Origin of the sequence: uncultured Sphingomonas sp., assembly GCF_913777625.1 — a bacterium.
In the GTDB taxonomy this organism is placed as follows: domain Bacteria; phylum Pseudomonadota; class Alphaproteobacteria; order Sphingomonadales; family Sphingomonadaceae; genus Sphingomonas.
Map to the genome: position 1 here is coordinate 434,687 of NZ_CAJYTI010000010.1, position 23,014 is coordinate 457,700.

Consider the following 23,014-nt stretch of genomic DNA (forward strand, 5'->3'; position numbering starts at 1 on the left):
GCATGACCAGCGGCCTGGAACTGCACGACGCACCGTCCCCGAACTTCGGCGAGCGCCTGTCCCCCGTCTCGATGATCGTGCTCCATTATACGGGCATGGAGAGCGGCGACGCGGCGTTGGCACGATTGTGCGACCCCGCGGCGCAGGTCTCGGCGCACTATCTCATCGAGGAGGATGGCCGCATCTTCCGGCTGGTCGACGAGAGCAAGCGCGCCTGGCACGCCGGGCGCGCGCATTGGCGAGGCATTGACGACGTCAACTCCGCCTCGATCGGGATCGAGATCGTCAATCCGGGCCATGAATTCGGCTATCGGCCGTTCACGCCCGAGCAGATGAGCTCGCTGATCCCGCTGGTCGCCGACATCAAGGCGCGCCACGGCATCACCCGCGGCAATGTCGTGGGCCATTCGGACGTCGCGCCGGCGCGCAAGCAGGACCCGGGCGAGCTGTTCAACTGGCACGCGCTCGCCCGGCTGCGGCTGGCGCTGCCCCGCCCGACGCACAACCTGGTCGATCCCGGCTGGCCGGACGGCGGCTTCATGCTGGCGCTGGAGCGATTCGGCTATGACGTGACGGACCCGGTGGCGGCGGTCACGGCCTTTCAGCGGCGCTTCCGGCCCGAACTGATCGACGGCGAGATCGACATGGAATGTCGCTGCATCCTGTTGGCATTGCTGCTTCCCAAGCCGCAGGGCGACGACTGAGGCCAGCGTCCGGGCGAATCGCCGGCCCGGTAACCATGATGGATTACGAAATTCTAAGCGGAATCTGATGAACTGCGCGCCGGAGGTACACACGGTGAGCATGTCGATTCGACCGCAGTTGACGCCGATCGGCCCGGTGCATGTCCGTATGACCGGCGTGGTTCGGGGCGACCAGAAGGGGCCGGGGATCGGTATCGTCAACGCCCCCACGGCGGCGGAGGCGACTGCCGAGCTCCACCGCGTCGCCCGGGTCGTGGGGGCGGACAAGGTGGTGAGCGTCGCGTCCGACTACCGGCGTGCGGCACTCGCCGGCGGCACTGCCTCTACCCAGTGGCGCATCGAGGTGCAGGCCTGGGGTACCGCCATGGGCCCGGCCAAGCCCGATGCCGCCGAGGAACCTCAGGATCCGCAGCAACAGCAGGAGGCCGACAAGGCCCGCGACGCCGACGCCGCGAAGAAGGCCCAGCAGGCACAGGCCAGGGCGACGGACGACGCCAAGGCGAGCGATGCTGCCAAGGCGGCCGATGCGGCCGACGCCCGCAAGGCGGAGGTGCCCGCCGCGCCGGCCCCCGCTGCCCAGGCAGCGCCCGCGCCCGCGACACCGGCCCCGCCCGTCGTGGAGGCGTCCGCACCATCGCCTGCGCCCGCACCGGAATCGCCGCCTGTATCGACCTCGGAACGCTGAACGCCTTGCGCGCCGCGCCCGAGGCGCTAGAGCAAGCGGGCCAGAGGATCGGGCGGCCGCCGCTCGCAGCGATGCGAGGGGAGGAAAGTCCGGGCTCCACGGAACGACGGTGGCGGGTAATGCCCGCCGGGGGTGACCCCAGGGAAAGTGCCACAGAGAGCAGACCGCCCACTGCCCCGGTTCGCCGGGGTAAGGGCAAGGGTGAAAGGGTGCGGCAAGAGCGCACCGCGCGACCGGTAACGGAAGCGGCTTGGTAAACCCCACCGGGAGCAAGACCGAATAGGGACGGCACATGCGCCTCGTTCCGGCGCGTCGTCCGGGTTGGTTGCTGGAGCGGCGGAGCAATCCGTCGCCTAGAGGAATGGTCGCCTATCCCCTTCGGGGGTGGACAGAACCCGGCTTACAGATCCTCTGGCAGTATCTTCGCGGGACGGCACCAGCCCGCTCCCCCACCCGGCTACCCAGATGATATTGCCGTTGGGTGGCCGGGTGGGGGAGCGGGCTGGTGCCGCGAAACGCCCCTTGGCGCGTTTCCAAACGGACGATCAACGCGCGCGTGGCTCTGGCCTTTGGCCGGCCCCGCGCCTATCTGGGCGGGCTATGGCGCGACACACGCGATCGATGGACTGGGGCTTTCCCCGCTGGCGCGAATATGGCTCGGAGCGCGAGGCCGCGCGCGTGCGCCTGTGCGACCGCGACGGCTGCGACAAGCCGGGCGATCGGCCGGCGCCCAAGTCTCCCAACAATCCCGAACGCTGGTATTTCTGCGAGGAACATGCCGCGGAGTATAACCGCAACTGGGACTATTTCGCCGGGCTTACCGCCGAAGAGGCGGCCGAGCGCGAGGCGAACGAGCGCCGCACCGCGAACGGCTATGCCCATTCGGCGACCAACAGCTGGGCGGGTCCCGGCGACGGCAGCCGCTCGCGCGACGAGATGAAGGCGCTCGAAGTGCTGGAGCTGGAAGTCGACGCGACCTTCGAGGCGGTGCGCGGCGCGTGGCGCCGTCTCGCCAAGGAATATCATCCGGACGTGCGCCCGAACGACGCCGATGCCGCCAAGCGCTTCCAGGCGATCCAGGCAGCGTACGACGTGCTCAAGACCGCCGAGGACCGGCGCCAGTGGAAGCCGCAATGACCCAGCTCGTCGCGTCCAACTGGGGCAATGCGGTGCTGGTGTGCGGCAAATGTTCCAAGAAGCTCGGCGGCGGCTTCGGCCCCAAGGGCAAGACGTCGCTCGCCAAGGCGCTGCGCAAGCAGTTCGGGTTGGGCAAGGGCCGCAAGGCCGAGATCGGCGTGGTCGAGACCAAGTGCCTGGGCGTCTGCCCCGGCGGCGCGGTGACGGTGGTCAACGGCGCGCAGGCGCGCGAGTGGCTGATCGTGAAGAAGGGCGCGGACCTGGAAGAGGTCGGCCGCGAGCTGGGGCTTTCGTAAGGTCGGCAGCGCTACTGCGCTCACCATGTTCCACCGTCATTCCCGCGAAGGCGGGAATCCATTGGCCTGTGCGCTAGGGGCAGGAGCTTCGGGCTCGGCGCCAATGGATCCCCGCCTTCGCGGGGATGACGATGTACTTGGTTGAACCCGGCGGCGCGTAGGCGAAGACGGGAGCCGTTACGCGTACCGCGCCGCCGTTTCCCGGATCAGCGCGATCATGTTGGGGATGCCCTGCGTCCGGTTCGAGCTCAGCTGGTTCTTCAGGTCGAACGGCACCAAGGCGCCTTCGATGTCGGTCGCCAGAATCTCGGCCGGCTCGCGGTCCTGCACGGTCAGCAGCACCAGCGCGATGATGCCCTTGGTGATCGCGGCGTTCGAATCCGCCAGGAAGTGCAGCCGCCCGTCCTCCGTCCGCGTGGGATAGACCCATACCGAGGCCGAGCAGCCGCGCACCAGCGTCGCGTCGGTCTTGAGCGGGGCGGGCATGTCCTCGAGCGCCTTGCCCAGATCGATCAGCAAGCGATAGCGATCGTCCGCGTCGAGAAACCCGTATTCTTCCTGGAGATCGGCGAGGCTGGTCATGGATGTCGCGCTAGCCGCAAGCCGCGCGCTTTTCCAGCCTCGCGCTTACTTGGTCGTCGCCGCGCCGTAGCGCAGGCCGAGCCGGGGGCGGGGTGCCCGCTCCGGCGCCGGGGCGGGCTTGGCGTCCGCCGCCGGCGGGGTGGTGTTGCTCACAGGTCGACCCCGGCGGCGATCGCTTCCAGCTTGCGGATGCGTTCCTTGAGGTCGGCCAGCTCGATCCGCGACGCGGGGCTGGGCATCGTCGTCGCGGTCGCTTCCGGACGGCGGAGTTCCACCAGCTCGCGGTGCTTGAGCGCGAGCCAGCCGCGCCAGCCGGACAGCGCCGCGGCGGTGATCATGCCCAGGCCGGCAAGGCCCGATACGGCGAGGGTGATGGTGAGTTGCGGGTCGCTGGTCATCGGGGTTACTCCCAAAAACATGGCTCAGATCCGGTTCTTGTCGCGCAGCTTCTCGATCTCGTGATCGAGCCGCAGGCTCTTTTCGTTGTCGGTGATGACGCGCTCGAGCACCTGGACGCGCTCCTTGAGGGCGCGGACCTCGTCGCGGAGCCTCTCGGCTTCGAGGCGCTGGGCGGGATCCTGCTCGGCGAGCCCCTCAAGACCCTCCAGCCCGCGCATCCGCCGCCGGCTGCCGCCATTGCGCGACTTGAGCACATTGCCGATCGTGATCACGACGATGATGGCCACGACCATTTCGAACGGGTTCATTGCACCTTACTCCCCTAGTCGGCGCGCGAAGCGCCTCAATTCCCTGCGTGCGATGCCTGGGCGGCGCGCAGCGCGCGGCGGCGGGGGCGATCGCGGCTTTCAGCGAGGGCAATAGCTCCCCCGCACAGTGCGGCAAGCACTGCGAGCATGACAATCATCGAAATTTCCTTGCTTTGAAGAGGGTGGAAACGTTTCTTCAGTTCAGCGGCGCGTCACGCAGCTTCTCGATCTCTTCCGAAAGGCCCATGCCGCGATCGGTGATGATCCGTTCGAGAACCTGCACCCGCTGCTCCAGCCGCTGGGTTTGGGCGGCGTACTGGGCGGCCTTTTCGGCGGCGATCCCGGCCTCGATTTCCATGCGGCGTTCCCAGAGCTTGAACAGCGGGCGGAAGAAGACGCCGCCAATGATCGCCACAAGGCCGCAGCTGATGCCGAGGATCGGGATAAGAAGGGGGGAAAGCATGGCGTGCGTTCCTTTCAGTTCGAGCGGTTGCGCAGCGCGTCGATCTCGCGGTCGAGCTGGTGCGCGCCGTCGGTCACGATGCGTTCGACATTGGCGAGCCGATCCTTCACCGCACCCAGCTCGGCGCGCAGCTGGCCGTTTTCCTGGCTGAGCAGCTTGACCCGCTCGATCGTCTCGTCGTTACGCTGCGGGTAAACCGACTTGCCCCAGGCATTTTCCAGCGGATAGCCGTGCTTGATGCGGAGCCAGTGGCTGAAGATCCCCGCGGCGATCCCGCAGAACCCCAGCGCAATGCCCGAAAGGATGATCCAGGGAAGAAACGGGGCGAGGGCAACTTCGATCATCGGTCGTCTCCTCAGCGCAGCGCGTCAATGGCGCGGGCGGTACGCTCGGCGGGATCGGTGGCGATCCGTTCGAGCACGGAAATCCGGTCTTCCAGTCGGGTGATCTGGCCTGCGAGCCGTTCGTTCTCGGCTGCGAGCAGGTCGATCTTGCGCTGGGCGTCGGGATCGGTCTTGTGGATATTCTCGCCGTGATCGTCGCTGATCGAATATCCATGCTTGGCGCGGATCCAGTTATTGGCCAGCCACCCGAAGGTGGAGAGCGCCATCAGCGCGATCACGAATTCGGGACCACCCCAGTTCATTGTCTTGCCTCCCTGTTGACCGCCTGCGCCTCAGCGCAGGCTGTCGATCTCTTCGGCGAGCCGGGTGTTGCGGCTCGTGTAGAACATCTCGATGTCGGCCAGCCGGCGATCGATGTCGCGGAACTTGGAGCGGACCTCGGCGGTGGAGCGCTTGGGGCTCGAGCGGACGCCCTGCCAGAAGCGTTCGTCCTCCGGCGTGTCGTACAGGCCCACCGGCTTGGGGTTGGCGAGCCAGGCGATCACGAAATAGCCCAGCGCGACCCAGCCCGTGGCGACGGTGAGCAGCACGGTGGCCACCCGCACCCAGGTCACGTCGATGCCCGTGTAATCCGCCAGGCCGGCACAGACGCCCATGAACTTGCGGTTCTGACGATCGAGATAGAATTTGGTGCGAGCGGACATCTCAGTTCCTCCGTGAAGGATCGTAGGGGCCGGGCTCCGGGCGCTGTGCCGAGTGCGGCCGATAGTCGGGGTTGTCGGCGGCGATGATGCGTTCGACCGTCATCAGCCGGTCTTCGAGCATCCGCGCCGTGCGGTACAGGTCGTCGAGCAGGTTCTCGTCTTCCCGGGTGATGGTCCCGGCCTGCTTCCACTTCGTTACGTAGTGGAAGACGATCCAGGGCAGTCCGAGGAAGAGAATGGCACAGACGAAGACCGGGATGAGGAAGTCGTTCATGCGTCAGGCTCCCTTGTTGAGACGGGCCTTCAGCGCTTCGAGTTCGGCATCGACCTTTTCCGACGAGCGGAGTTCGGCGATTTCCTCTTCGAGCGTCTTCGGATTGCCGCCCAGGCCCATCGCATCGGCGCGGCCTTCGGCCAGATCGACGCGGCGTTCCAGGATGTCGAAGCGCGAGAAGGCGTCCTGCATCTTCGACCCGTTGGTCATTTCCCGCAAGCGGGCGCGGTTGTTGGCGCTTTCCAGGCGGGCGACGACCGAGTTCTGCCGGGTGCGGGCCTCGCGCAGCTTGTTCTGCAGCTTGTTGATGTCCTCTTCCGAGGCGCGAAGCGCTTCGTCGAGCACCGCGATTTCCTGCTGCAGCTGGTCGCACATGTCGGCAGCCTTCTGGCGTTCGACCAGCGCGGCCTTGGCGAGGTCCTCGCGATCCTTGGAGAGGGCTAGTTCCGCCTTCTCGGTCCAGCTTTCCTGGAGCTTTTCGAGCTTCGCGATGTGGCGGCGCATTTCCTTCTGATCGGCGATCGTCCGGGCGGCGCTGGCGCGAACCTCGACCAGCGTTTCCTCCATCTCGAGGATGATCATGCGGATCATCTTGGCGGGATCTTCCGCCTTGTCGAGCAGGTCGGTGACGTTGGCGGCGATGATGTCGCGGGTTCGCGAGAAGATACCCATGATATGCGCTCCTTCGTATGTTCTTTGGGGGTGCCGCCGGAAGGGATGGGGGCCCTTCCGGCGGCCCTGGCACCGCCGAGGGAGGCAGTGCCAGGAGACCTCGTGCCGCCTCAGGCGATCGCGGGTGCCACCGCGCCAGCGGTCAGGACCAGGCTGGCGAGGAAGGCGAAGGAAACCGCGATGAAGGCGTTGCGGAGGGTGCTGATCTGCTTGGTCATGGTCGTGTTCCTGAACCTTGGTAGGTTGAAGTTGGTGCCCGTCATCGGGCTTGCCTCCATCTTTGCAGAAGGCATGCCAGTTTTCGAAAATGGCGGAAAACCGCCATTTCTGCTTTGACTACAATTGTAGTTTCGCAAATAGCGCTTGCTAAGAGTTAGGAAAATTCGCCAAGCTTGGGGAATGGAGCGGATCACCCAGGTCATCGGCCAGTCCTCGGCCTTTCTCGACGCACTGGAACAGGCCAGCCGGGCTGCCGCCCTGGATCGCCCGGTGCTGGTGATCGGCGAGCGCGGTACCGGCAAGGAGCTGGTCGCCGAGCGTCTCCATCGCCTCAGCCCGCGCTGGGACCAGCCGCTGGTGACGATGAACTGCGCGGCCTTGCCCGAGACGCTGATCGAGGCCGAGCTGTTCGGCCATGAGGCGGGGGCCTTCACCGGCGCGACCAAGGCGCGCACCGGCCGATTCGAGGAAGCCGATGGCGGCACGCTGTTCCTCGACGAGCTCGGCACGCTCTCGATGGGCGCGCAGGAGCGGCTGCTGCGCGCGGTGGAATATGGCGAGATCACCCGCATCGGCTCGTCGCGCCCGGTGCGGGTGGACGTGCGCATCGTCGCGGCCACCAACGAGCATCTGCCGCACCGGGTGGAGAAGGGGACGTTCCGCGCCGACTTGCTCGATCGGCTGAGTTTCGAGGTGGTGACCCTGCCGCCGCTCCGGCACCGCGGCGGCGATGTCGAGGTGCTGGCCGACTTTTATGGCCGGCGCATGGCCTCGGAGCTGGGGTGGCAGGATTGGCCGGGCTGGGGCCCGCACGCGCTCGATGCGCTGCTTTCCTATGACTGGCCGGGCAATGTGCGTGAGCTGCGCAATGTGGTGGAGCGGGCGGTCTATCGCTGGGATCGGGGCGGACCGATCGACCGGATCGAGATCGATCCCTTCGCGTCACCCTATCGTCCCCGGCCGATGGCCTCGTCGATGAGTCCCGTGGAGAAGCCCGCCGAGACGGCCGCAGCGCCGGCCGCGCCCGCGACCGCGGCACCCGAACCGGCGGATCTGGGTGGCGACTTCAAGACGCGGGTTTCGCGATTCGAGAAGCAGCTGCTCAGCCAGGCGCTGGCGGAGCACCGGTTCAACCAACGCGCGACGGCCGAGGCGCTGGGGCTCACCTACGACCAGCTGCGGCACGCGCTGCGGCGGCACGATCTGCTCGGGGCAGGCGGGTAGTTGTTGCGAATCGCTCTCATTTAAATGTGAGAATGATTAGCAATAACCGGACAGGCCCTCCTGCAAACGAGAAGGGCGCGAAGAAGCTGAAGCGCAACAGCCTGCGCACCCCTTCCGCTCGCGGGAGGGGAAGGGGGAGGGGCGAACCGCCGCCGCCTACTCCCCAAATGCCTGCGCGGCGATGAAGTCCGCCACCTGCTTCCCCTGTGGCGTTTCGGGCGTGATGATGTTGAAATGGTTCGCGCCGCCCGGGGCCAGCTTCACCACCGTATCGCCCGAGGCGAGGGCGGCCTGGGTATAGGGCTCCACCATCATCCCCAACGCGCCGAGCACCACCAGCTGGTGGACGCCGAGCGGCAGATGGTCCTGCGGGCTGGCCAGCGTGTAGGCGGCTCCCTTCTCTTGCGGCGTGCCGCCCATGAACGGCACGATCGCAGGCGCGCCGCATATCTCCGCGTCGACGCCGACGAACGGGGCCAGCGTCCCCGGCCCGTCGATCGCCACCGCCGTCACCGGCCGGACCGTCATCGCCCCGGCGACCGGATCGTGCAGCTTCGGCCGCGACGCCACCCACAGGGCGAGGTGCGCGCCGGAACTATGCCCCACCACCGCGACACGAGTGAGGTCGAGCGGCTGCGTCTTGGCGAGCACCGCCAGATAGTCGGTCGCGGCCGCCACGTCCTCGAAGGTACCGGGCCAGCCGCCGCCGGGATTGCCGGTGCGGCGATATTCGATGTTCCACGTCGCGATCCCGCGCGCCGCCAGCGCCTCCGCGAGCGGGGCGGTGCCCTGCCAGTCCTCGATCGTGGCGCTCCAGCAGCCGCCATGGATCACCACCGCGACCGGGAAGGGGCCCTTGCCCTTGGGCAGGCGCAGCTCGCCCTTTTGCAGCGGATCGCTGCCGTACCTGGCGACCAGCGCCGGCGCGGGCAAGCGGGTCTTGGCGAGGTTGAGCACCGCGCGTGCGTCGGTCTGGGCAAGTGCGGGTGTCGCCGCGCCGAGCAGCAACAGGGCGACGATGGGCCGAAGCATGCAGCGATCCTTTCTATGGCCGGCAAAATGCGGAGTCAGGATAGGGCAAAGGCGCCGGGTCGGCGAGGGATGCCGGTTCCGTTTCGCAGCTGCAGCGAATCATGTTATGCAAGGCGCTGGGTCGCAGCAATGCGCGCCACCGGCCAAGCAGCCGGGGCGTTGCCGAACCATCTCAACACCGGGGGGTGAAGATGCGACTCTTTTTCTCATTATTCTCGATGCTTGTCCTTTCGCTGAGCATGGCTGCCAGGGCGCAGGACCTGCCCGCGCTGGGAGCGGATCCTGCCCGCGTCTCGGTCTCCGGACTGTCGTCCGGCGCCTTTATGGCAGTGCAATATTCGGTCGCCTGGTCGAGCGAGGTGATGGGCGTCGGCGTCGTTGCCGGCGGTCCCTATAATTGCGCGCCGCCCAACGGCGCGGGCTTCATCAGCGTGTGCATGCAGGGCAAGCCGCCGGCCGAGCGCAGCTGGAAGGCCGCGCAGGATTTCGCCCGCAACGGCGTGATCGATCCGGTCGCAGGCATCGCGAAGCAGCGCGTCTATCTGTTCAGCGGCACCAAGGATTCGGTGGTGGCACCCAGCGTGATGGCGGCTGTGCGGGAGTTCTACACCAAGGCCAAGGTGGCGCCAGCCGCGCTGGTCTTCGTCGGCACGATGCCGGCCGGCCACGCCTTTCTATCCGCGGAGATCGGTGATCCGTGCAGCGAGAATGGCGGGATCTTCGTCGTCAAATGTCCGCTCGGCACCGCGCTCTACGATCAGCCGGGCGCGATTCTCAACCATCTGTACGCGCTGAAGTTCAAGCCGGCGGCGGCGCCAACTGCCGCGCCGATCGCCTTCGATCAGGGGCGCTATGGAGGCGCCGCCGCGCTGATGGCCACCAAGGGTTATGTCTATGTCCCGGCCGCCTGCCGCGCGAGCGGTGCGCGCTGCGCGGTGCATGTCGTGTTCCATGGCTGCAAGCAGAGCGCCGACACGATCGGCAGCGACGCCATCTACGCGAAGCTCGGCTATAACCGCTGGGCGGACAGCAACGGCATCGTCGTCCTCTATCCCCAGGTCGATGCCAGCGCGATGAACCCGATGGGCTGCTGGGACTGGTGGGGCTATTCCGGCCTCAACTTCCAGCTGCGCCACGGGCCGCAGATCGACGCGGTGCACCAGATGGTGGCGCGGCTGCTCGCCAACTGAACGCGGCGGGCGGGCGCGGGCGGTTCAGCCCGCGCCCGCTCGGGCGTCGAAGGCACAGCGCGCGGCCTCGATCCGCTCGAGATTGGCCGCAGCCCAGAGCCATACGCCGCAGAACGCCTCGCCCAGCGTCTCGCCCAGATCGGTGAGGCGATAGTCGACGCGCGGCGGGATCACCGCATGCACGGTGCGGACCACCAGCCCGTCGCGCTCCATCTGGCGGAGCGTCTGGGTGAGCATCTTCTGGCTGATGCCGGGCACCGCCTTGCCGATGCGGGTGAAGCGCATCTCGCCCTGTTCGGCGAGCAGTTCGAGGATCAGCATCGTCCATTTGTCTGCCACGCGCCCGATCACCTCGGTGACGAGCGCCTCGACGCGCGGATCCATCTCGTGGCTGCGGTCCCGGGGGACGGGCGCGGTGGACGGCATGGAGTCGCTCTCTTTTTGGTGCGTATAAATCTTTCGGGTGCCTTCTTTCGTTTGGAGCCTATCGGCGTACATCCCGGCCGGCAACCAGCAATGGAGGGTTCGATGAAGGCCAGCGGCAACACCATCCTGATCACCGGCGGCGGCTCCGGCATCGGGCAAGCGCTCGCGCACCGCTTCCACGACGCCGGCAACACCGTGATCGTCGCGGGGCGGCGGATCGAGGCGCTGGCAGCGACGTGCGAGGGCCGCGCCAGCCTGCACGCGATGACGCTCGACGTGGAGAGCGCCGCCGGGGTGGAAGACTTCGCCGCCCGACTGATCGCCGCGTATCCGGGGCTCAACGTGCTGATCAACAATGCCGGGATCATGCGGTTCGAGGCGCTCGACGCCAAGCGCGACCTCGCCGATGCCGAGGCGACGATCACCACCAACCTGCTGGGCCCGATCCGGCTGATCGACGCGCTGATCGACCATCTGGTGGCGACGCCCGACGCGGCGATCGTCAACGTCACCTCGGGGCTGGCCTTCGTGCCGCTGGTAACGACGCCGACCTACAACGCCACCAAGGCGGCGATCCACAGCTACACCGTGTCGCTGCGCGCGGTGCTGGAGGGCAAGGTCGAGGTGATCGAGCTGGCCCCGCCGGCGGTGCAGACCGAGCTTACGCCGGGCCAGAGCCAGCGCCCGGGCTACCAGCCGCTCGACGAGTTCGCCGACGAGGTGATCGCGCTGTTCGGACGGCAGCCCACCCCGAAGGAAGTGCTGGTCGAGCGGGTGAAGTTCCTTCGCGACGCCGAGCGCGAGGGGCGGTTCGAGGAGACGCTGGCGCAGCTCACGGCGATGGCCAAGGCGGCGCGGGAAGCGGTGGAGGGGTGACCCCTAGATCCTCCCCGGAACGGGGAGGATTGGACAGCAAAACGGCCGGGGATCGCTCCCCGGCCGTTTCGTTTTTCCGGATGGGCCGTCGCCGGCGTTAATCCCGCGACGTCGGACGCGGCAGGGCCGCGCCGGCCGGCCTTCGCCGTCTCAGGGCGAGCAGGGCTCGCCCTGTGCGGCTCAGGCTCAGGCGAACAGCTTCGCCCAGCCGCGCTTGGCGCGGTCCTTCCAGTAGCCGCGGTGATACGCGTCCGAGGCCAGCAGCGGCATCACCGAACCGGCTTCCGCGAACACCATCTGCTCGATGCCGGTGTTCACCTTGCCCCAGCTGGCGGCTTCCTGCAGCGTCGAGGACGAGCAGGCGCCGTCGCGCACGTCGGCGACGGTGATCTGCACCGCGTACTTGTGCACTTCCACGTCCTCATGGCCGAGGATTTCGGCGCAGACGACGGTGTCCTGGATGAAGTTCTTCGGCACGCCGCCGCCGATCATCAGCAGGCCGGTGGTGCCCGCCTGGATCTTGATCTCGGTCAGCTCGCGGAAGTCCGCCACCGCGTCGATCATCAGATAGGGCTTGCCGGCCTTCATCTGGTCGACCTGGTGCTTGACGAGGCCGAAGCCGGCCGAGCTGTCGACGAACGCCGGGCAGAAGATCGGCACGTCATGCTCATAGGCGAGCTTGACGAGGCTGTTTTCCTTCTTGCCGTGCTCGGAGAGGTACTTGCCCATCTCGCGGATGAAGGCGCGGCTCGAATAGGCGCGCGGCTCCAGCTCGTTCGCGATCTTGTTGATCGTGAAGTCGCAGTCCTGGAGCTGCTCCTCGTCGATATAGGTGTCGTAGATGCGGTCGATGTAGAGCGAGCGCAGCGTGTCGTCGTCGGGGATCTCGAGCGCCTGATAGTGCTTGTGGCCGAGGCCCTCGAAGAAATCCATGTCGACGACGGTCGCGCCGGTGGCGACGATCACGTCGACCATGTTGTTGCGCACCAGCTCGGCATAGAGGTCCATGCAGCCGCCGGCCGAGGTGGAGCCCGCGATCACGAGGCAGACCGTGCAGTCCTTGTCGGCCAGCATGTCGTTGTAGATCTTGGTCGCGCGGCCGAGGTCGCGGCTGGTGAAGCTCATATCGGCCATCGCGTCGACGATCGGGCGCGCGTCGAAGCTCTTGATGTCGATGTGCTTGACCTGCTTCGAAAGCAGCTCGGCCTTGCGGGTGTCGTTGATCGGGGCGTTGGCCGCCGCGGTCTTGGTGAGGCTGTCGGTCATGGGAACTCCCATTTTCACATGGCCGCCGTCATTCAAAGGGGACGCGGAAACCCATAATGCCCCTTCCGCGTGCGGGAGGGGTTAGGGGAGGGGCTGTTCGGCCGCTCCCAACCAGGAATACGCCATGCCCTCCCCCGACCCCTCCCGCAAGCGGGAGGGGAGCGAGGTCGGATAGGCCGTGTAGATTACAGCTTGACGACGTTCGAGGAAACCGCAGCCGCCTCATCTTCGCCGGTGTAGAGCGAGACCATCGGCTCGTCGTCGACGATCACCGTATCGCCGGCGGTGAAGCCGTTGAAGCCGGTACGCATCGCCGCGCCGTACGCGCCGAGCATGCCGATCTCGATATAGTCGCCCGCCTGGATGTCGGCCGGCAGCTCGAACGGGCCCGCCATGCGATCCATGTCGTCGCAAGTGGGGCCATAGAAGCTGAAGCCCATGTCCTTGGCGTTCGAATCCGGCTCGCGGAGGAGACGGACCGGGAAGCGCCAGCCGAGATGCGCCGCATCGAACAGCGCGCCGTACGCGCCGTCGTTGATGTACAGCTCATCGCCGCGGCGACGCTCGACGCGCACGACCAGCGAGCTGTATTCGGCGCACAGCGCACGGCCCGGCTCGGCCCACAGCTCTGCCGAATAGGAAATCGGCAGGCTTTCGAAGGCGCGGTGGATCGTCGCGAAATAGCGCTCGAGCGGCGGCGGCTCCATGCCGGGATAGCTGGACGGGAACCCGCCGCCGACATCGACGACATCGACCGTCACGCCCGCCTCGACGATGGCGGCGCGGGCGCGCTCCATCGCATTGGCATAGGCTTCCGGCGACATCGCCTGACTGCCGACATGGAAGCAGATACCGAGCGCATCGGCGACCTGGCGAACCGCGATCAGCAGGTCCTTGCTCTCGCCCACGCCGACGCCGAACTTCGACGCGAGGCTGAGCTTCGAGTGATCCGACGAAACGCGGAGGCGTACGCACAGCGTGAGATCGGTGGCGCCCTTGGTGGCGCGAACGATCTTGTCCAGCTCTTCCATGCTGTCCAGGCTGAATACGCGAACGCCGTGCTCGAAATACGCCTCGGATATGGCTTCCTCAGCCTTTACCGGGTGCATGAAGCACAGGGTTGCTTCCGGCGCGACACCGGCGACGAGGCGAACCTCGGCGATCGATGCGACGTCGAAATGCGTGATTCCGCTCTCCCACAGGATCTGGATCAGATCCGGCGAGGGATTGGCCTTCACGGCATACATCGAACGACCCGGGAACTTCTCTGCGAAGAACCGGGCCGCACGCGATGCGGCATGCGGGCGGACGAGCGTTACCGGCTGGACCGGACGAAGCTTAGCGATGTCGGCAACGCGGTTGCCGATACGGGTGGTCGCTAACCCCAGCGCGCGATGATGCTTGTGCAACTCAAGGGACCTCCAAATGCCGCGAGGCAAACATTGACGAAAAGCTGCCTTGCGGTTGGAAGTCCCATGGGGCAGCGGAGGAGCGCACATATGCGCGTCGGTCCCCCGTGTAAAGTGATTCTGGGGTCCGTTTTTCTACGGCGAGGATGTTTTGTGACGATATTGCGACAGCCGACCCGTGCGGGGGTCCGTGATGCCGCCGCCAAGGTTGCGGCGATCCTGCCGCCGACGCCCTTGCTCGTGCACGAGGTGCGGGGCGTGCCGGTAGCGTTCAAGGCGGAAAGCCTGCAGCCGATCGGCGCGTTCAAGATCCGCGGCGCCTGGCATCGGCTGACCGCCTTGGACGAGCGGGTGCGCGACAAGGGCGTCGTCGCCTTCTCCTCGGGGAACCATGCGCAGGGCGTGGCCTGGGCGGCGAAGCGCCTGGGCATTCCCGCGGTGATCGTGATGCCTGCCGACGCGCCCAAGGTGAAGCTGGAGGCGACGCTGGCGCTGGGCGCGGAGGTCGTCCGCTATGATCGCGCCACCGAAAGCCGCGAGAAGATCGCCGAGCAGCTCGCCCATGCCCGCGGCGCGGCACTGGTGCCGAGCTTCGACGATCCCTGGATCATCGAAGGGCAGGGCAGCGCCGGGATCGAGGCGGCCAGGCAGATGGCCGAAGCGGGCCTGGAGGCGGCCAGGCGCGTGTTGGTGCCGTGCGGCGGGGGCGGGCTTTCCACCGGGATTGCGCTGGCGCTGCCCGAGGCCGAGGTCGTGCCCGTCGAGCCGGAGGGCTGGGACGACATGCGCCGGAGCCTGGAAGCGGGGTGGATCGAACCCGTCGGGCCGAACCCGCCGCCGACCGCCTGCGATTCGCTCCAGACCCCGCGCGTGTCGCCGCTGACCTTCGACGTGCTCTCCCGCCGGGGTGCGGTTGGCATCGCCGTGAGCGAGGCGGAGATCCGTGCGGCGCAGCGCTGGGCGGCGGCGAAGCTGCGGCTGGTCGTCGAGCCCGGCGGAGCGGCGGGGATCGCGGCGCTGCTCGCCGGCAAGGTGGCGGCGGAACCGGGAGCGTTGGTGATCGTTTCGGGCGGCAACGTCGACCAGGAGGACTATGCGCGCACGCTCGGGAGCACGGAATGATCGCGGCAATCCGATCGGCGCGGCCATTGCCCGGCTCGCCAGCCTCGGCACCCTCGCACTCGGCCATGTGCTCTGGATCGTGCTGCGGATCGCCTATCGCGGCGATTCGCGGTTGGTCGCCGGCACGGCCTGCGTCTGCATCGCGTCGGGGGTGACGCTGTGGATGGTCGTAACCTGAACGCCCTTTCGGGGCTCTATCCGCTGATGATGAGCATCGCCGTGCTCGCGGTACTGGCGCTGAGCTGGGGCGGCGTGACCGTGCTCCGCCGCGGCGACCGGCAGCGCGGGGTGCTGATGCTGCTGTGCGCGCTGGTGATCCTCGGCAATGTGCTGATCTGGGCGGTGTGATCCTGCAACCCTCCCCTGGAAGGGGAGGTGGCATGCCGCAGGCATGACGGAGGGGTGTCGCCGCTGGTAGCGGCGTCCACGCCTCCAACCGGGACACCCCTCCACTACGCCTTCGGCGCGGTCCCCTCCCCTTGCAGGGGAGGATCTTGCGGTCGTTACATCTTGCGACCTTTTCCGAGTCGACCCCTCCGGTCCCGATGCGATATCTCCCGCCCGCAGCAGGAGAACCGGGATGCGCGCGATCGGATGGGTGGTGGCCGGACTGTTCCTCGCGGGCCCGCCCGTGCTCGCCGAGCAGCAAATGGATACGCCGTCCCCCTCCGCGCCCGCACCGAAGCGGGACCTCGGCTATGGCGCGCTCGCAGAGCAGAAGCTCGATTACTACCCGCCCACCGTTTCCACCCGAACGCGGCCGCCGCTGATCGTCTTCGTCCATGGCGGCGGCTGGGAGCATGGCAGCAAGGACAATGCGACCGGGGCGGCCAAGATCCGCCACTTCACCGGCGAGGGCTATGCCTTCGCCACGATCAACTACCGGCTGGTCCCCGGCGCGACCGTCGAGCAGCAGGCGCAGGATGTGGCAACCGCGCTCGCCTGGCTGGTCGCGCACGCCAAGCAACTCGGCTTCGATCCGAACCGCATGGTCCTGATGGGGCATAGCGCCGGCGCGCATCTCGCGGCGCTGGTCGGCACCGATCCGCGCTACATGCACGCACAGGACCTGATGCTCGACCAGCTGCGCGGCGTGGTGCTGCTCGATGGTGCGGCCTATGACGTGCCGGCGCAGCTGGCCGAGGCCGGGCGCTTCATGCGGCCGATCTACACCAAGGCGTTCGGCAGCGATCCGGCACGACAGCGGGCGCTGTCGCCGATCACCCATACGGCCGGGCCGAATGTGCTCTCGTTCCTGATCCTCCACGTCGAGCGCGACGACGGTACGCGCCAGTCGGAAGCGCTGGGGGCAGCGCTGCGGGCGGAGGGATCCAAGGTGGAGGTGCAGGGCGTCGGGGGCCGCGGCCTGCGCGGCCATGTGGCGATGAACCGCCAGCTCGGCGAGGCGGACTATCCCGCCACGGCGATCGTCGATCGCTGGCTCAGCGCGACCTTCGCGTCGCACTGAGCCGGCAGGATCCTCAGCGGATCGGGCAGTTGGGGTCGAGCCGCATGTCGAGATAGCGGTCGACCGAGCCCATCAGCTGTTCCATCTCGTGCTCGAAGAAATGGTTCGCGCCGGGAATGGTGTCGTGGTGGATGGTGATGTGCTTCTGGGTGCGCAGCTTGTCGACCAGCTTCTGCACCGCGCCGGGGGTCACGACCTCGTCCTGCTCGCCCTGGATGATGATGCCCGAGCTGGGGCAGGGGGCGAGGAAGGTGAAGTCGAACATGTTGGCCGGCGGCGCGACCGAGATGAAGCCGCGGATCTCCGGGCGGCGCATCAGCAGCTGCATGCCGATCCAGGCGCCGAAGCCGAAGCCGGCGACCCAGGTGGACGAGGCCTCGGGGTGGAAGCTCTGCACCCAGTCGAGCGCGCTGGCGGCATCCGAAAGCTCGCCGATGCCGTTGTCGAAGGTGCCCTGGCTCTTGCCGACGCCGCGGAAGTTGAAGCGCAGAGTCGCGAAGCCGCGGCGCTGGAAGGTCTTGTAGAGATCCTGGACGATGCGATTGTTCATCGTGCCGCCCGCATTCGGGTGCGGGTGGAGGATCATCGCGACCGGTGCGCGCGGGCGCGGCGCGGGAGCGAAACGGCCCTCGAGGCGGCCTTCGGGTCCGGGGAAAATGACTTCGGGCAAGGCGGATCCTGTTCAATAGGGAGATGCGCAGTGGAGCGCAGGAACTTGGTCGCTATATAGGCAGCGGGTCCCTTCACGCAATTGGAACGCCATTGGCCGCTCGACTCTATCTGGATCATGCCGCGACGACCCCGATGCTGCCGGAGGCCGTGGCGGCGGTGATGGACGGCATGACGCGCTGGGCGAACCCCTCCTCGCCGCATGGCGACGGCCGGGCGGCGCGCGCGGCGCTGGAGGATGCCAGGCGGCGGATCGCGGCGGCCTATGGCTGGGCGCACGAGCTGCTGCTGACCAGCGGGGCGAGCGAATCGCTCGCCGTCGCGATGGGCCGCAGCGTCGCCGCGCGGCGGCTGATCACCGCAGTCGAGCATGATGCGGTGCTGCGCCTGGGCGAAGGCGCGCAGGTGCTGCCGGTGACGGCGGGCGGGATCGTCGATATGGCGGCCCTCGCGGCGGCGCTGGAAGGCGCGGGGCGGACGCTGGTCTGCGTGCAATGGGCCAACAGCGAGACCGGCGTGCGCCAGCCGATCGCGGCCATCGCCGAGATCGTGCACGGCGCGGGCGGGCTGCTGCTGGTCGATGGGGCGCAGATGCCGGCGCATGCCGATGCCGAGGTGCTGCGGCATGCCGATCTGGTGGCGGTTTCCGCCCACAAGCGCGGCGGCCCGCCGGGGATCGGCGCGCTGCTGGTGCGCGATTTGGGCGTGTTGCTGCCGACCGGCGGCCAGGAAAAGGGCTATCGGCCGGGCACCGAGAACCTGCCGGGCGCGCTCGGCTATGCAGCGGCGGTGGCGGTCCCGGAGGATCTGGCGGAAATGGTGCGGCTGCGCGCCCGGCTGGAGGATTCGATCGTTGAAGCAGGGGGCGAGGTCGTGGGCGCACAAAGCCCGCGCAGCCCGCTGATCGGCGCCTATCGGATGCCGGGCGTCTCCTCTGCCGCACAGCTGATCCGCTTCGATCTTGCCGGGATCGCGGTCTCGGCGGGGAGTGCCTGCTCCTCGGGCAGCATGCGGCCGAGCCATGTGCTGACCGCCATGGGCTGGGCCGAGCCGGCCCTGCGCGAAGTGGTGCGGGTGAGTTTCGGGCGGAGCACCAGCGAGGGCGATGTCGATCGCTTCGCCGCGCTGTGGCGCGCGACCGTTGCCGAGGCGCGAGCCCGGGCGGCATGATCTATCTCGATTATCAGGCGACGACGCCGCTCGCCCCCGAGGCGCTGGCGGCGATGCTGCCCTGGCTCGAATCGCAGCACGCCAACCCGCATTCGCCCCACGCGCCCGGCCGCGCGGCCAAGGCGGCGGTGGAGGTCGCGCGTGGACAGGTGGGGGCGCTGCTTCCCGCCGGCGGACGGGTGGCGTTCACCAGCGGCGCGACCGAGGCGCTCAACTGGGCGATCAAGGGCACCAGCGGCCCCATCGTCACCCTCGCCACCGAACATGCCGCGGTGCTGGACACGGTGGCGGCGAGCGGTCGGCCGGTGACGGTGCTTGCCGTCGGGCCGGACGGGCTGGTCGACCTGGACGTCGCCCGTGCCGCGATCACCCCGGGCACGGGACTGGTCGCCGCGATGCTGGTCAACAACGAGATCGGCGTTGTCCAGCCGATCGCCGAACTTGCCGAGATCGCCCATGCGGCGGGGGCGCTGTTCCTGTGCGACGCGGTGCAGGGCTATGGCCGGGTGCCGATCCCCGCGACCTGCGACCTGGTGGCGATTTCCGCCCATAAGATCCACGGCCCCAAGGGGATCGGGGCGCTGTGGGTGCGCGACGGGGCGGCGCTGGTGCCGCTGCTGCACGGGGGCGGGCAGGAAGCGCCCGGGCGGTCGGGCACGCTGTCGCCGGCGCTGTGTGCCGGGTTCGGGGCGGCGGCGAAGGTCGCCGCGGCGCGATCGGACGAGGATGCCGCGCATGTGCGTCGACTTTGGACAGCGGCGACGCAGCGACTGGGGCTTGGCTGGCAGCTCAACGGCTCCGCCTCCAACCGCTACCACGGCAACCTCAACCTCCACCGCGAAGGCCTCGACGTCGCCCGCCTGATGGCGGACCTGCGCGACATCGCCTTTTCGGCCGGCTCGGCCTGCGCCAGCGGGTCCGGTCGCCCCAGCCATGTCCTGCGCGCGCTGGGCCTTTCCGAGGCCCAGACGCGTTCCAGCATCCGTATCGGCTTCGGCCGCATGACCACCGAGGAGGAATTGATGACCGCACTCGACCGCATCTGCGCCGCTGCCGACGCCCAGCGGGTTGCGGCATGATCCGGGTTCGGTTCGAGGCGCCCGGCGGCGGTGCGGTGCAGGAGGTGCGGGCCGCGCCGGGTGCCCGGCTGCTCGAGGTTGCACAGAATGCGGGGCAACCGCTGGAGGGCACCTGCGAGGGGCAGATGGCGTGCTCGACCTGCCATGTGATCGTCGCAGCGGAGGACTTCGCCAGGCTGGCCCCCGCCAGCGAGGACGAGGAAGACATGCTGGACCTCGCCATGGGCGCGGTGCGCACCAGCCGGCTTGCCTGTCAGATCGTGCTGACCGACGCGCTCGACGGACTCACGGTTCGCATGCCCTCGGCGCACCGGGACATGCAGGGCCGGTGAGCCCTACCAATGGCAGCGGGGATCGCGGTCGTTCAGCTTGGCGAGCAGCACCGCCATGTCCTGCGGTAGCCCGAAATCGCGGGCATAGGCATTGGCCAGCGCACGGCCGATACCGTCCCCGGCACGCGGCGCCTCGATGCGATAGGGAGTCGCTGCGCTTGCCTCTTGGGCTTGGGAGGGTGCCGTCTGAACCACGGCCACAAAACGGTCATGTACCGCATTCGTTGCTTGAAGATGACACCGTTCGCCGCAGCAATGCGGTTTTTGAACGTTAAGGATTGCCCGTGACTTCTCTCGACCTTGCTGACACCCTGGCGCGCATTGCCCAACATTCGCCGTTCCTGGGCCTCGTGCTCGGGCGCGAAACGGACATTGCCGAGGATCCCGCTGCGGCGCTGGCCGACCCGATCGGGGTGGCGGCGGCCCCCACCCTGGAGATGCCGGTACCGCAGGCGCTGCGCGTCCAGCGGCGACGGCTGGCGCTGATCGCCGCGATCGGCGACCTTTCCGGCGCGTACGACTTCGAGCGGACGACCCGGCTGCTCAGCGATTTCGCCGATACGGCGCTGGACTGCGCCATTCGTGCGGCGATCCGCGAGCGCACGCCCGATGCCGAGCCCCGCGGGTTCGCCGCGATCGCACTTGGCAAGCAGGGGAGCCGCGAGCTCAACTATTCGTCGGACATCGATCCCATCCTGATCTTCGATCCCGCCACGCTGCCGGTGAAGCCGCGCGAGGTGCCCGAGGAAGCGGCGGTGCGGATCGGCCGGCGGGTGCTGGAGATCCTCCAGGCCCGCGACGGCGACGGTTATGTGCTGCGCGTCGACCTGCGGCTGCGGCCCTCGCCGGAGGTGACGCCAATCGCGCTGCCGGTGGAGGCGGCGATCAGCTATTACGAGAGCCAGGCGCTGCCCTGGGAGCGCGCCGCCTTCATCCGTGCGCGTGCTGCCGGCGGCGACGTGGTGCTGGGGCAGCGCTTTCTCGATGCGATCCGGCCGTTCGTGTGGCGCCGTGCGCTCGATTACGGCACGATCCGCGAGATCCAGGAAATCTCCCGCCGCATCCGCGACCATCATCACCAGGGCCAGCGCTTCGGGCCAGGCTATGATCTGAAGCGGGGCAGGGGCGGCATTCGCGAGGTGGAGTTCTTCGCGCAGATCCACCAGCTGATCCATGGTGGCCGCGACCTGGCGCTGCGGGTGCCCGCCACCCGCGACGCGCTGGCGGCGCTGGCGGCGGCAGGGCGGATCGACGCGGACGCGGCAAAGGCGCTGGACGACGCCTATGTTCTGCTCCGTACGATCGAGCATCGGCTGCAGATGATCGACGATCGCCAGACGCACACGCTGCCGGGCGACCCCGCCGCGCTCGATCATGTCGCACGATTGCACGGGGTGGAAGACGGTGCCGCGCTGGTCGCGCTGCTCCAGCCGCATGTCGAGCGGGTCGGGCGGATCTACGACGCGCTGGCAGAAGGCTCCGGCAGCGGCCTGCCCACCGATCCGGACCTGCTCGGCGAGCGGCTGGCGGAGGCAGGCTTTCCCGATGCAGGTATCGCTCGTCGCGTCGTGGAGGGCTGGCGGGGCGCGACCTATCCGGCGCTGCGCAGTCCTGCGGCGCAGAGCGCGCTGGAGGCGGTGCTGCCGACGCTGATGACCGGGTTCGGCGGCGCACCCGATCCGCAGCACGCGATCACCCGGTTCGACGCGATGCTCAAGCGGCTGCCGAGCGCGGTCAACATCTTCCGGCTGCTCGAAGCGCAGCCGGCGCTCACCCGGCTGCTCAGCGCGATCCTCAGCCACGCGCCGACGCTGGCCGAACAGCTCGGGCGGCGTGCGGAACTGCTCGACGGGCTGATCGATGCGAGCGCATTGGCGCCGGTGGGCGATGTGCCCGCGCTGATGGCGGCGATGGCGGCCGAGGAGCGCGGCACCGACTATCAGTGGCGGCTCGAACATGTCCGGCGGCTGGTCAACGAGAAGCGGTTCGCGCTGGGCGTGCAGATCGTCGCGGGGGCAAGCGACCCGCTCGACGTCTCCGCGGGCTATGCGCGCGTCGCCGAAGCGGCGATCGAGGTGCTGGCCGCCGCCACGGTCGAGGAGTTCGCGGCGCAGCACGGCCATGTGCCGGGCAGCGAGCTGGTCATCCTGGCGCTCGGGCGGATGGGCGGCGGCGCGCTCACCCATGCCTCGGACCTCGACCTGATCTACCTGTTCACCGGTGACTATGCGGCAGAGTCGGATGGGCGACGGCCGCTGGGCGCGGTCACCTATTACAACCGCCTGGCGCAGCGGGTGACGGCGGCGCTCTCGGTGCCCACGGCGGCGGGGCCGCTCTACGAGGTCGACACGCGCCTGCGGCCCTCGGGGACGCAGGGGCCGCTGTCCGTCTCGCTGGAGGGGTTCGCCAGCTATCAGGAAAAGGACGCCTGGACCTGGGAGCATATGGCGCTCACCCGGGCGCGGCCGGTGTTCGGCTCCGGCCAAGCCCGCGCGCAGGTGCAGGCGATCATCGACAGGGTGCTCAACGGCGCCCGGCCCGAGCGCGACATCCTCGCCGACGCGGCCAAGATGCGTGCCGACATGGCCGCACACAAGCCGCCGGCGGGGCCGCTCGACGCCAAGCTGCTCGACGGCGGGCTGGTCGATCTGGAATTTGCGGTGCACGTTCAGCAACTCTGCCAGCGCACCGGCTTCGATCCGCGCCTTGGCCGCGCGATCGATGCGCTGGTGGGGCAGGGGCTGATGCCGCCGGCGCTTCGAGACGCGCACGACTTTCTCACCCGGCTGCTGGTGACGCTGCGGCTGGTCGCGCCCGACGCCCAGCCGCCGGGCGAGCGCACCCGCGCGCTGATTGCCCGCGCGCTCGGCCTGCCCGATTGGGAAGCGGTGGTTGCGACGCTCGACGCAACGCGGCAGGAGGTGCGCCAATGCTGGGCCGACATCCAGGCCCGTAGCTGACGGA

At 68.3% G+C, this 23,014-nt stretch carries 30 protein-coding genes and 1 other RNA gene; 16 read left to right on the forward strand and 15 right to left on the reverse strand.

What is annotated here, in order from left to right:
* The first annotated feature begins 2 nt into the window (after positions 1 to 2).
* From QZ814_RS07090 to QZ814_RS07110, 5 genes are all read left to right on the forward strand, one after another.
* Positions 3 to 704: an N-acetylmuramoyl-L-alanine amidase gene (locus QZ814_RS07090; RefSeq protein WP_294330444.1), complete on the forward strand. Its 702-nt coding sequence runs from the start codon at positions 3 to 5 to the stop codon at positions 702 to 704.
* Between the two features lie 100 nt (positions 705 to 804).
* Complete coding sequence (locus QZ814_RS07095) at positions 805 to 1,389, forward strand: hypothetical protein (RefSeq protein ID WP_294330499.1); 585 nt, start codon at positions 805 to 807, stop codon at positions 1,387 to 1,389.
* A 40-nt stretch (positions 1,390 to 1,429) separates the two neighbouring features.
* Positions 1,430 to 1,808: RNase P RNA component class A (gene rnpB, locus QZ814_RS07100), an RNA gene on the forward strand.
* Between the two features lie 181 nt (positions 1,809 to 1,989).
* Positions 1,990 to 2,526: a J domain-containing protein gene (locus QZ814_RS07105; RefSeq protein ID WP_294330445.1), complete on the forward strand. Its 537-nt coding sequence runs from the start codon at positions 1,990 to 1,992 to the stop codon at positions 2,524 to 2,526.
* Entirely contained in the window at positions 2,523 to 2,822 is a 300-nt protein-coding gene (locus QZ814_RS07110; RefSeq protein WP_294330446.1) for a (2Fe-2S) ferredoxin domain-containing protein, read from the forward strand. Before QZ814_RS07105 ends, QZ814_RS07110 begins: the two co-directional genes overlap by 4 nt.
* Before the next feature lie 177 nt (positions 2,823 to 2,999).
* Here the strand turns inward: QZ814_RS07110 and QZ814_RS07115 are convergent, their stop codons facing one another.
* The 9 genes from QZ814_RS07115 to pspA form a co-directional block, all read right to left on the reverse strand.
* Positions 3,000 to 3,404, reverse strand: a complete 405-nt coding sequence (locus QZ814_RS07115) for a SufE family protein (protein ID WP_294330447.1) — start codon at positions 3,402 to 3,404, stop codon at positions 3,000 to 3,002.
* A 149-nt stretch (positions 3,405 to 3,553) separates the two neighbouring features.
* Positions 3,554 to 3,802 carry a hypothetical protein gene (locus tag QZ814_RS07120; RefSeq protein ID WP_294330448.1) on the reverse strand — a complete coding sequence of 83 codons (249 nt, stop codon included), beginning with the start codon at positions 3,800 to 3,802 and terminating at the stop codon, positions 3,554 to 3,556.
* 24 nt (positions 3,803 to 3,826) lie between these two features.
* Positions 3,827 to 4,111 (reverse strand): hypothetical protein, encoded by a 285-nt coding sequence (locus tag QZ814_RS07125; RefSeq protein WP_294330449.1) that lies wholly within the window; start codon positions 4,109 to 4,111, stop codon positions 3,827 to 3,829.
* 196 nt (positions 4,112 to 4,307) lie between these two features.
* Positions 4,308 to 4,574: a hypothetical protein gene (locus QZ814_RS07130; RefSeq protein ID WP_294330450.1), complete on the reverse strand. Its 267-nt coding sequence runs from the start codon at positions 4,572 to 4,574 to the stop codon at positions 4,308 to 4,310.
* 14 nt (positions 4,575 to 4,588) lie between these two features.
* Positions 4,589 to 4,918 carry a hypothetical protein gene (locus QZ814_RS07135; RefSeq protein ID WP_294330451.1) on the reverse strand — a complete coding sequence of 110 codons (330 nt, stop codon included), beginning with the start codon at positions 4,916 to 4,918 and terminating at the stop codon, positions 4,589 to 4,591.
* Positions 4,919 to 4,929: 11 nt separating this feature from the next.
* Positions 4,930 to 5,220, reverse strand: a complete 291-nt coding sequence (locus QZ814_RS07140; protein WP_294330452.1) for a hypothetical protein — start codon at positions 5,218 to 5,220, stop codon at positions 4,930 to 4,932.
* A gap of 30 nt (positions 5,221 to 5,250) precedes the next feature.
* Entirely contained in the window at positions 5,251 to 5,622 is a 372-nt protein-coding gene (gene pspC, locus QZ814_RS07145; protein ID WP_294330453.1) for an envelope stress response membrane protein PspC, read from the reverse strand.
* A gap of 1 nt (position 5,623) precedes the next feature.
* Positions 5,624 to 5,896, reverse strand: a complete 273-nt coding sequence (gene pspB, locus QZ814_RS07150) for an envelope stress response membrane protein PspB (protein ID WP_294330454.1) — start codon at positions 5,894 to 5,896, stop codon at positions 5,624 to 5,626.
* A gap of 3 nt (positions 5,897 to 5,899) precedes the next feature.
* Complete coding sequence (gene pspA, locus QZ814_RS07155) at positions 5,900 to 6,568, reverse strand: phage shock protein PspA (protein ID WP_294330455.1); 669 nt, start codon at positions 6,566 to 6,568, stop codon at positions 5,900 to 5,902.
* A gap of 399 nt (positions 6,569 to 6,967) precedes the next feature.
* Here pspA and pspF point away from each other — a divergent pair, with 399 nt between their 5' ends.
* Positions 6,968 to 8,011 carry a phage shock protein operon transcriptional activator gene (pspF, locus tag QZ814_RS07160; RefSeq protein WP_294330456.1) on the forward strand — a complete coding sequence of 348 codons (1,044 nt, stop codon included), beginning with the start codon at positions 6,968 to 6,970 and terminating at the stop codon, positions 8,009 to 8,011.
* Between the two features lie 156 nt (positions 8,012 to 8,167).
* Here the strand turns inward: pspF and QZ814_RS07165 are convergent, their stop codons facing one another.
* Positions 8,168 to 9,043 (reverse strand): alpha/beta hydrolase, encoded by an 876-nt coding sequence (locus QZ814_RS07165; protein ID WP_294330457.1) that lies wholly within the window; start codon positions 9,041 to 9,043, stop codon positions 8,168 to 8,170.
* Positions 9,044 to 9,282: 239 nt separating this feature from the next.
* Between QZ814_RS07165 and QZ814_RS07170 the strand changes: the two genes are divergently transcribed.
* The gene (locus QZ814_RS07170) at positions 9,283 to 10,233 is read left to right on the forward strand and encodes a PHB depolymerase family esterase (RefSeq protein WP_294330458.1); all 951 of its coding nucleotides are present in this window, start codon (positions 9,283 to 9,285) and stop codon (positions 10,231 to 10,233) included.
* A gap of 24 nt (positions 10,234 to 10,257) precedes the next feature.
* Here the strand turns inward: QZ814_RS07170 and QZ814_RS07175 are convergent, their stop codons facing one another.
* Entirely contained in the window at positions 10,258 to 10,659 is a 402-nt protein-coding gene (locus QZ814_RS07175) for a helix-turn-helix domain-containing protein (protein WP_294330459.1), read from the reverse strand.
* 102 nt (positions 10,660 to 10,761) lie between these two features.
* Between QZ814_RS07175 and QZ814_RS07180 the strand changes: the two genes are divergently transcribed.
* A complete protein-coding gene (locus tag QZ814_RS07180) occupies positions 10,762 to 11,535 on the forward strand; it encodes an SDR family oxidoreductase (protein ID WP_294330460.1) in 774 nt (257 codons plus the stop codon).
* A gap of 186 nt (positions 11,536 to 11,721) precedes the next feature.
* On the opposite strand, the gene QZ814_RS07185 is transcribed toward QZ814_RS07180, so the two are convergent.
* A complete protein-coding gene (locus QZ814_RS07185) occupies positions 11,722 to 12,801 on the reverse strand; it encodes a deoxyhypusine synthase (RefSeq protein WP_294330461.1) in 1,080 nt (359 codons plus the stop codon).
* A gap of 185 nt (positions 12,802 to 12,986) precedes the next feature.
* Positions 12,987 to 14,210 carry a type III PLP-dependent enzyme gene (locus tag QZ814_RS07190; protein ID WP_294330462.1) on the reverse strand — a complete coding sequence of 408 codons (1,224 nt, stop codon included), beginning with the start codon at positions 14,208 to 14,210 and terminating at the stop codon, positions 12,987 to 12,989.
* 153 nt (positions 14,211 to 14,363) lie between these two features.
* Between QZ814_RS07190 and QZ814_RS07195 the strand changes: the two genes are divergently transcribed.
* The 4 genes from QZ814_RS07195 to QZ814_RS07210 all read left to right on the forward strand — a co-directional run bounded on the left by QZ814_RS07195 (position 14,364) and on the right by QZ814_RS07210 (position 16,800).
* The gene (locus QZ814_RS07195) at positions 14,364 to 15,332 is read left to right on the forward strand and encodes a threonine/serine dehydratase (protein ID WP_294330463.1); all 969 of its coding nucleotides are present in this window, start codon (positions 14,364 to 14,366) and stop codon (positions 15,330 to 15,332) included.
* Positions 15,304 to 15,510: a hypothetical protein gene (locus tag QZ814_RS07200; RefSeq protein WP_294330464.1), complete on the forward strand. Its 207-nt coding sequence runs from the start codon at positions 15,304 to 15,306 to the stop codon at positions 15,508 to 15,510. The genes QZ814_RS07195 and QZ814_RS07200 overlap by 29 nt, the downstream gene beginning before the upstream one ends.
* A 26-nt stretch (positions 15,511 to 15,536) precedes the next feature.
* Positions 15,537 to 15,680 (forward strand): hypothetical protein, encoded by a 144-nt coding sequence (locus QZ814_RS07205; RefSeq protein WP_294330465.1) that lies wholly within the window; start codon positions 15,537 to 15,539, stop codon positions 15,678 to 15,680.
* A gap of 232 nt (positions 15,681 to 15,912) precedes the next feature.
* Complete coding sequence (locus tag QZ814_RS07210; protein ID WP_294330466.1) at positions 15,913 to 16,800, forward strand: alpha/beta hydrolase; 888 nt, start codon at positions 15,913 to 15,915, stop codon at positions 16,798 to 16,800.
* A gap of 13 nt (positions 16,801 to 16,813) precedes the next feature.
* Here QZ814_RS07210 and QZ814_RS07215 read toward each other — a convergent pair whose 3' ends face one another.
* Entirely contained in the window at positions 16,814 to 17,470 is a 657-nt protein-coding gene (locus QZ814_RS07215; protein ID WP_264609245.1) for an alpha/beta hydrolase, read from the reverse strand.
* A gap of 92 nt (positions 17,471 to 17,562) precedes the next feature.
* Here QZ814_RS07215 and QZ814_RS07220 point away from each other — a divergent pair, with 92 nt between their 5' ends.
* From QZ814_RS07220 to QZ814_RS07230, 3 genes are read left to right on the forward strand one after another with little or no spacing between them, the layout of a single operon-like run.
* A complete protein-coding gene (locus QZ814_RS07220; RefSeq protein ID WP_294330467.1) occupies positions 17,563 to 18,639 on the forward strand; it encodes an aminotransferase class V-fold PLP-dependent enzyme in 1,077 nt (358 codons plus the stop codon).
* Positions 18,636 to 19,718, forward strand: a complete 1,083-nt coding sequence (locus tag QZ814_RS07225) for a cysteine desulfurase family protein (RefSeq protein WP_294330468.1) — start codon at positions 18,636 to 18,638, stop codon at positions 19,716 to 19,718. The genes QZ814_RS07220 and QZ814_RS07225 overlap by 4 nt, the downstream gene beginning before the upstream one ends.
* A complete protein-coding gene (locus tag QZ814_RS07230) occupies positions 19,715 to 20,050 on the forward strand; it encodes a 2Fe-2S iron-sulfur cluster-binding protein (protein ID WP_294330469.1) in 336 nt (111 codons plus the stop codon). Before QZ814_RS07225 ends, QZ814_RS07230 begins: the two co-directional genes overlap by 4 nt.
* Before the next feature lie 3 nt (positions 20,051 to 20,053).
* On the opposite strand, the gene QZ814_RS07235 is transcribed toward QZ814_RS07230, so the two are convergent.
* Positions 20,054 to 20,245, reverse strand: coding sequence for a hypothetical protein (locus QZ814_RS07235; RefSeq protein WP_294330470.1), 192 nt, complete (start codon positions 20,243 to 20,245; stop codon positions 20,054 to 20,056).
* Between the two features lie 89 nt (positions 20,246 to 20,334).
* Between QZ814_RS07235 and QZ814_RS07240 the strand changes: the two genes are divergently transcribed.
* Positions 20,335 to 23,010: a bifunctional [glutamine synthetase] adenylyltransferase/[glutamine synthetase]-adenylyl-L-tyrosine phosphorylase gene (locus QZ814_RS07240; protein ID WP_294330471.1), complete on the forward strand. Its 2,676-nt coding sequence runs from the start codon at positions 20,335 to 20,337 to the stop codon at positions 23,008 to 23,010.
* The last annotated feature ends 4 nt before the right edge of the window (positions 23,011 to 23,014 follow it).

Coding starts and splice junctions, on each gene's coding strand:
- QZ814_RS07090 (WP_294330444.1), top strand. CDS start 3: ATGACCAGCGGCCTGGAACTGCACGACGCACCGTCCCCGAACTTCGGC.
- QZ814_RS07095 (WP_294330499.1), top strand. CDS start 805: ATGTCGATTCGACCGCAGTTGACGCCGATCGGCCCGGTGCATGTCCGT.
- QZ814_RS07105 (WP_294330445.1), top strand. CDS start 1,990: ATGGCGCGACACACGCGATCGATGGACTGGGGCTTTCCCCGCTGGCGC.
- QZ814_RS07110 (WP_294330446.1), top strand. CDS start 2,523: ATGACCCAGCTCGTCGCGTCCAACTGGGGCAATGCGGTGCTGGTGTGC.
- QZ814_RS07115 (WP_294330447.1), bottom strand. CDS start 3,404: ATGACCAGCCTCGCCGATCTCCAGGAAGAATACGGGTTTCTCGACGCG.
- QZ814_RS07120 (WP_294330448.1), bottom strand. CDS start 3,802: ATGACCAGCGACCCGCAACTCACCATCACCCTCGCCGTATCGGGCCTT.
- QZ814_RS07125 (WP_294330449.1), bottom strand. CDS start 4,111: ATGAACCCGTTCGAAATGGTCGTGGCCATCATCGTCGTGATCACGATC.
- QZ814_RS07130 (WP_294330450.1), bottom strand. CDS start 4,574: ATGCTTTCCCCCCTTCTTATCCCGATCCTCGGCATCAGCTGCGGCCTT.
- QZ814_RS07135 (WP_294330451.1), bottom strand. CDS start 4,918: ATGATCGAAGTTGCCCTCGCCCCGTTTCTTCCCTGGATCATCCTTTCG.
- QZ814_RS07140 (WP_294330452.1), bottom strand. CDS start 5,220: ATGAACTGGGGTGGTCCCGAATTCGTGATCGCGCTGATGGCGCTCTCC.
- pspC (WP_294330453.1), bottom strand. CDS start 5,622: ATGTCCGCTCGCACCAAATTCTATCTCGATCGTCAGAACCGCAAGTTC.
- pspB (WP_294330454.1), bottom strand. CDS start 5,896: ATGAACGACTTCCTCATCCCGGTCTTCGTCTGTGCCATTCTCTTCCTC.
- pspA (WP_294330455.1), bottom strand. CDS start 6,568: ATGGGTATCTTCTCGCGAACCCGCGACATCATCGCCGCCAACGTCACC.
- pspF (WP_294330456.1), top strand. CDS start 6,968: ATGGAGCGGATCACCCAGGTCATCGGCCAGTCCTCGGCCTTTCTCGAC.
- QZ814_RS07165 (WP_294330457.1), bottom strand. CDS start 9,043: ATGCTTCGGCCCATCGTCGCCCTGTTGCTGCTCGGCGCGGCGACACCC.
- QZ814_RS07170 (WP_294330458.1), top strand. CDS start 9,283: ATGGCTGCCAGGGCGCAGGACCTGCCCGCGCTGGGAGCGGATCCTGCC.
- QZ814_RS07175 (WP_294330459.1), bottom strand. CDS start 10,659: ATGCCGTCCACCGCGCCCGTCCCCCGGGACCGCAGCCACGAGATGGAT.
- QZ814_RS07180 (WP_294330460.1), top strand. CDS start 10,762: ATGAAGGCCAGCGGCAACACCATCCTGATCACCGGCGGCGGCTCCGGC.
- QZ814_RS07185 (WP_294330461.1), bottom strand. CDS start 12,801: ATGACCGACAGCCTCACCAAGACCGCGGCGGCCAACGCCCCGATCAAC.
- QZ814_RS07200 (WP_294330464.1), top strand. CDS start 15,304: ATGCGCGCACGCTCGGGAGCACGGAATGATCGCGGCAATCCGATCGGC.
- QZ814_RS07205 (WP_294330465.1), top strand. CDS start 15,537: ATGATGAGCATCGCCGTGCTCGCGGTACTGGCGCTGAGCTGGGGCGGC.
- QZ814_RS07210 (WP_294330466.1), top strand. CDS start 15,913: ATGCGCGCGATCGGATGGGTGGTGGCCGGACTGTTCCTCGCGGGCCCG.
- QZ814_RS07225 (WP_294330468.1), top strand. CDS start 18,636: ATGATCTATCTCGATTATCAGGCGACGACGCCGCTCGCCCCCGAGGCG.
- QZ814_RS07230 (WP_294330469.1), top strand. CDS start 19,715: ATGATCCGGGTTCGGTTCGAGGCGCCCGGCGGCGGTGCGGTGCAGGAG.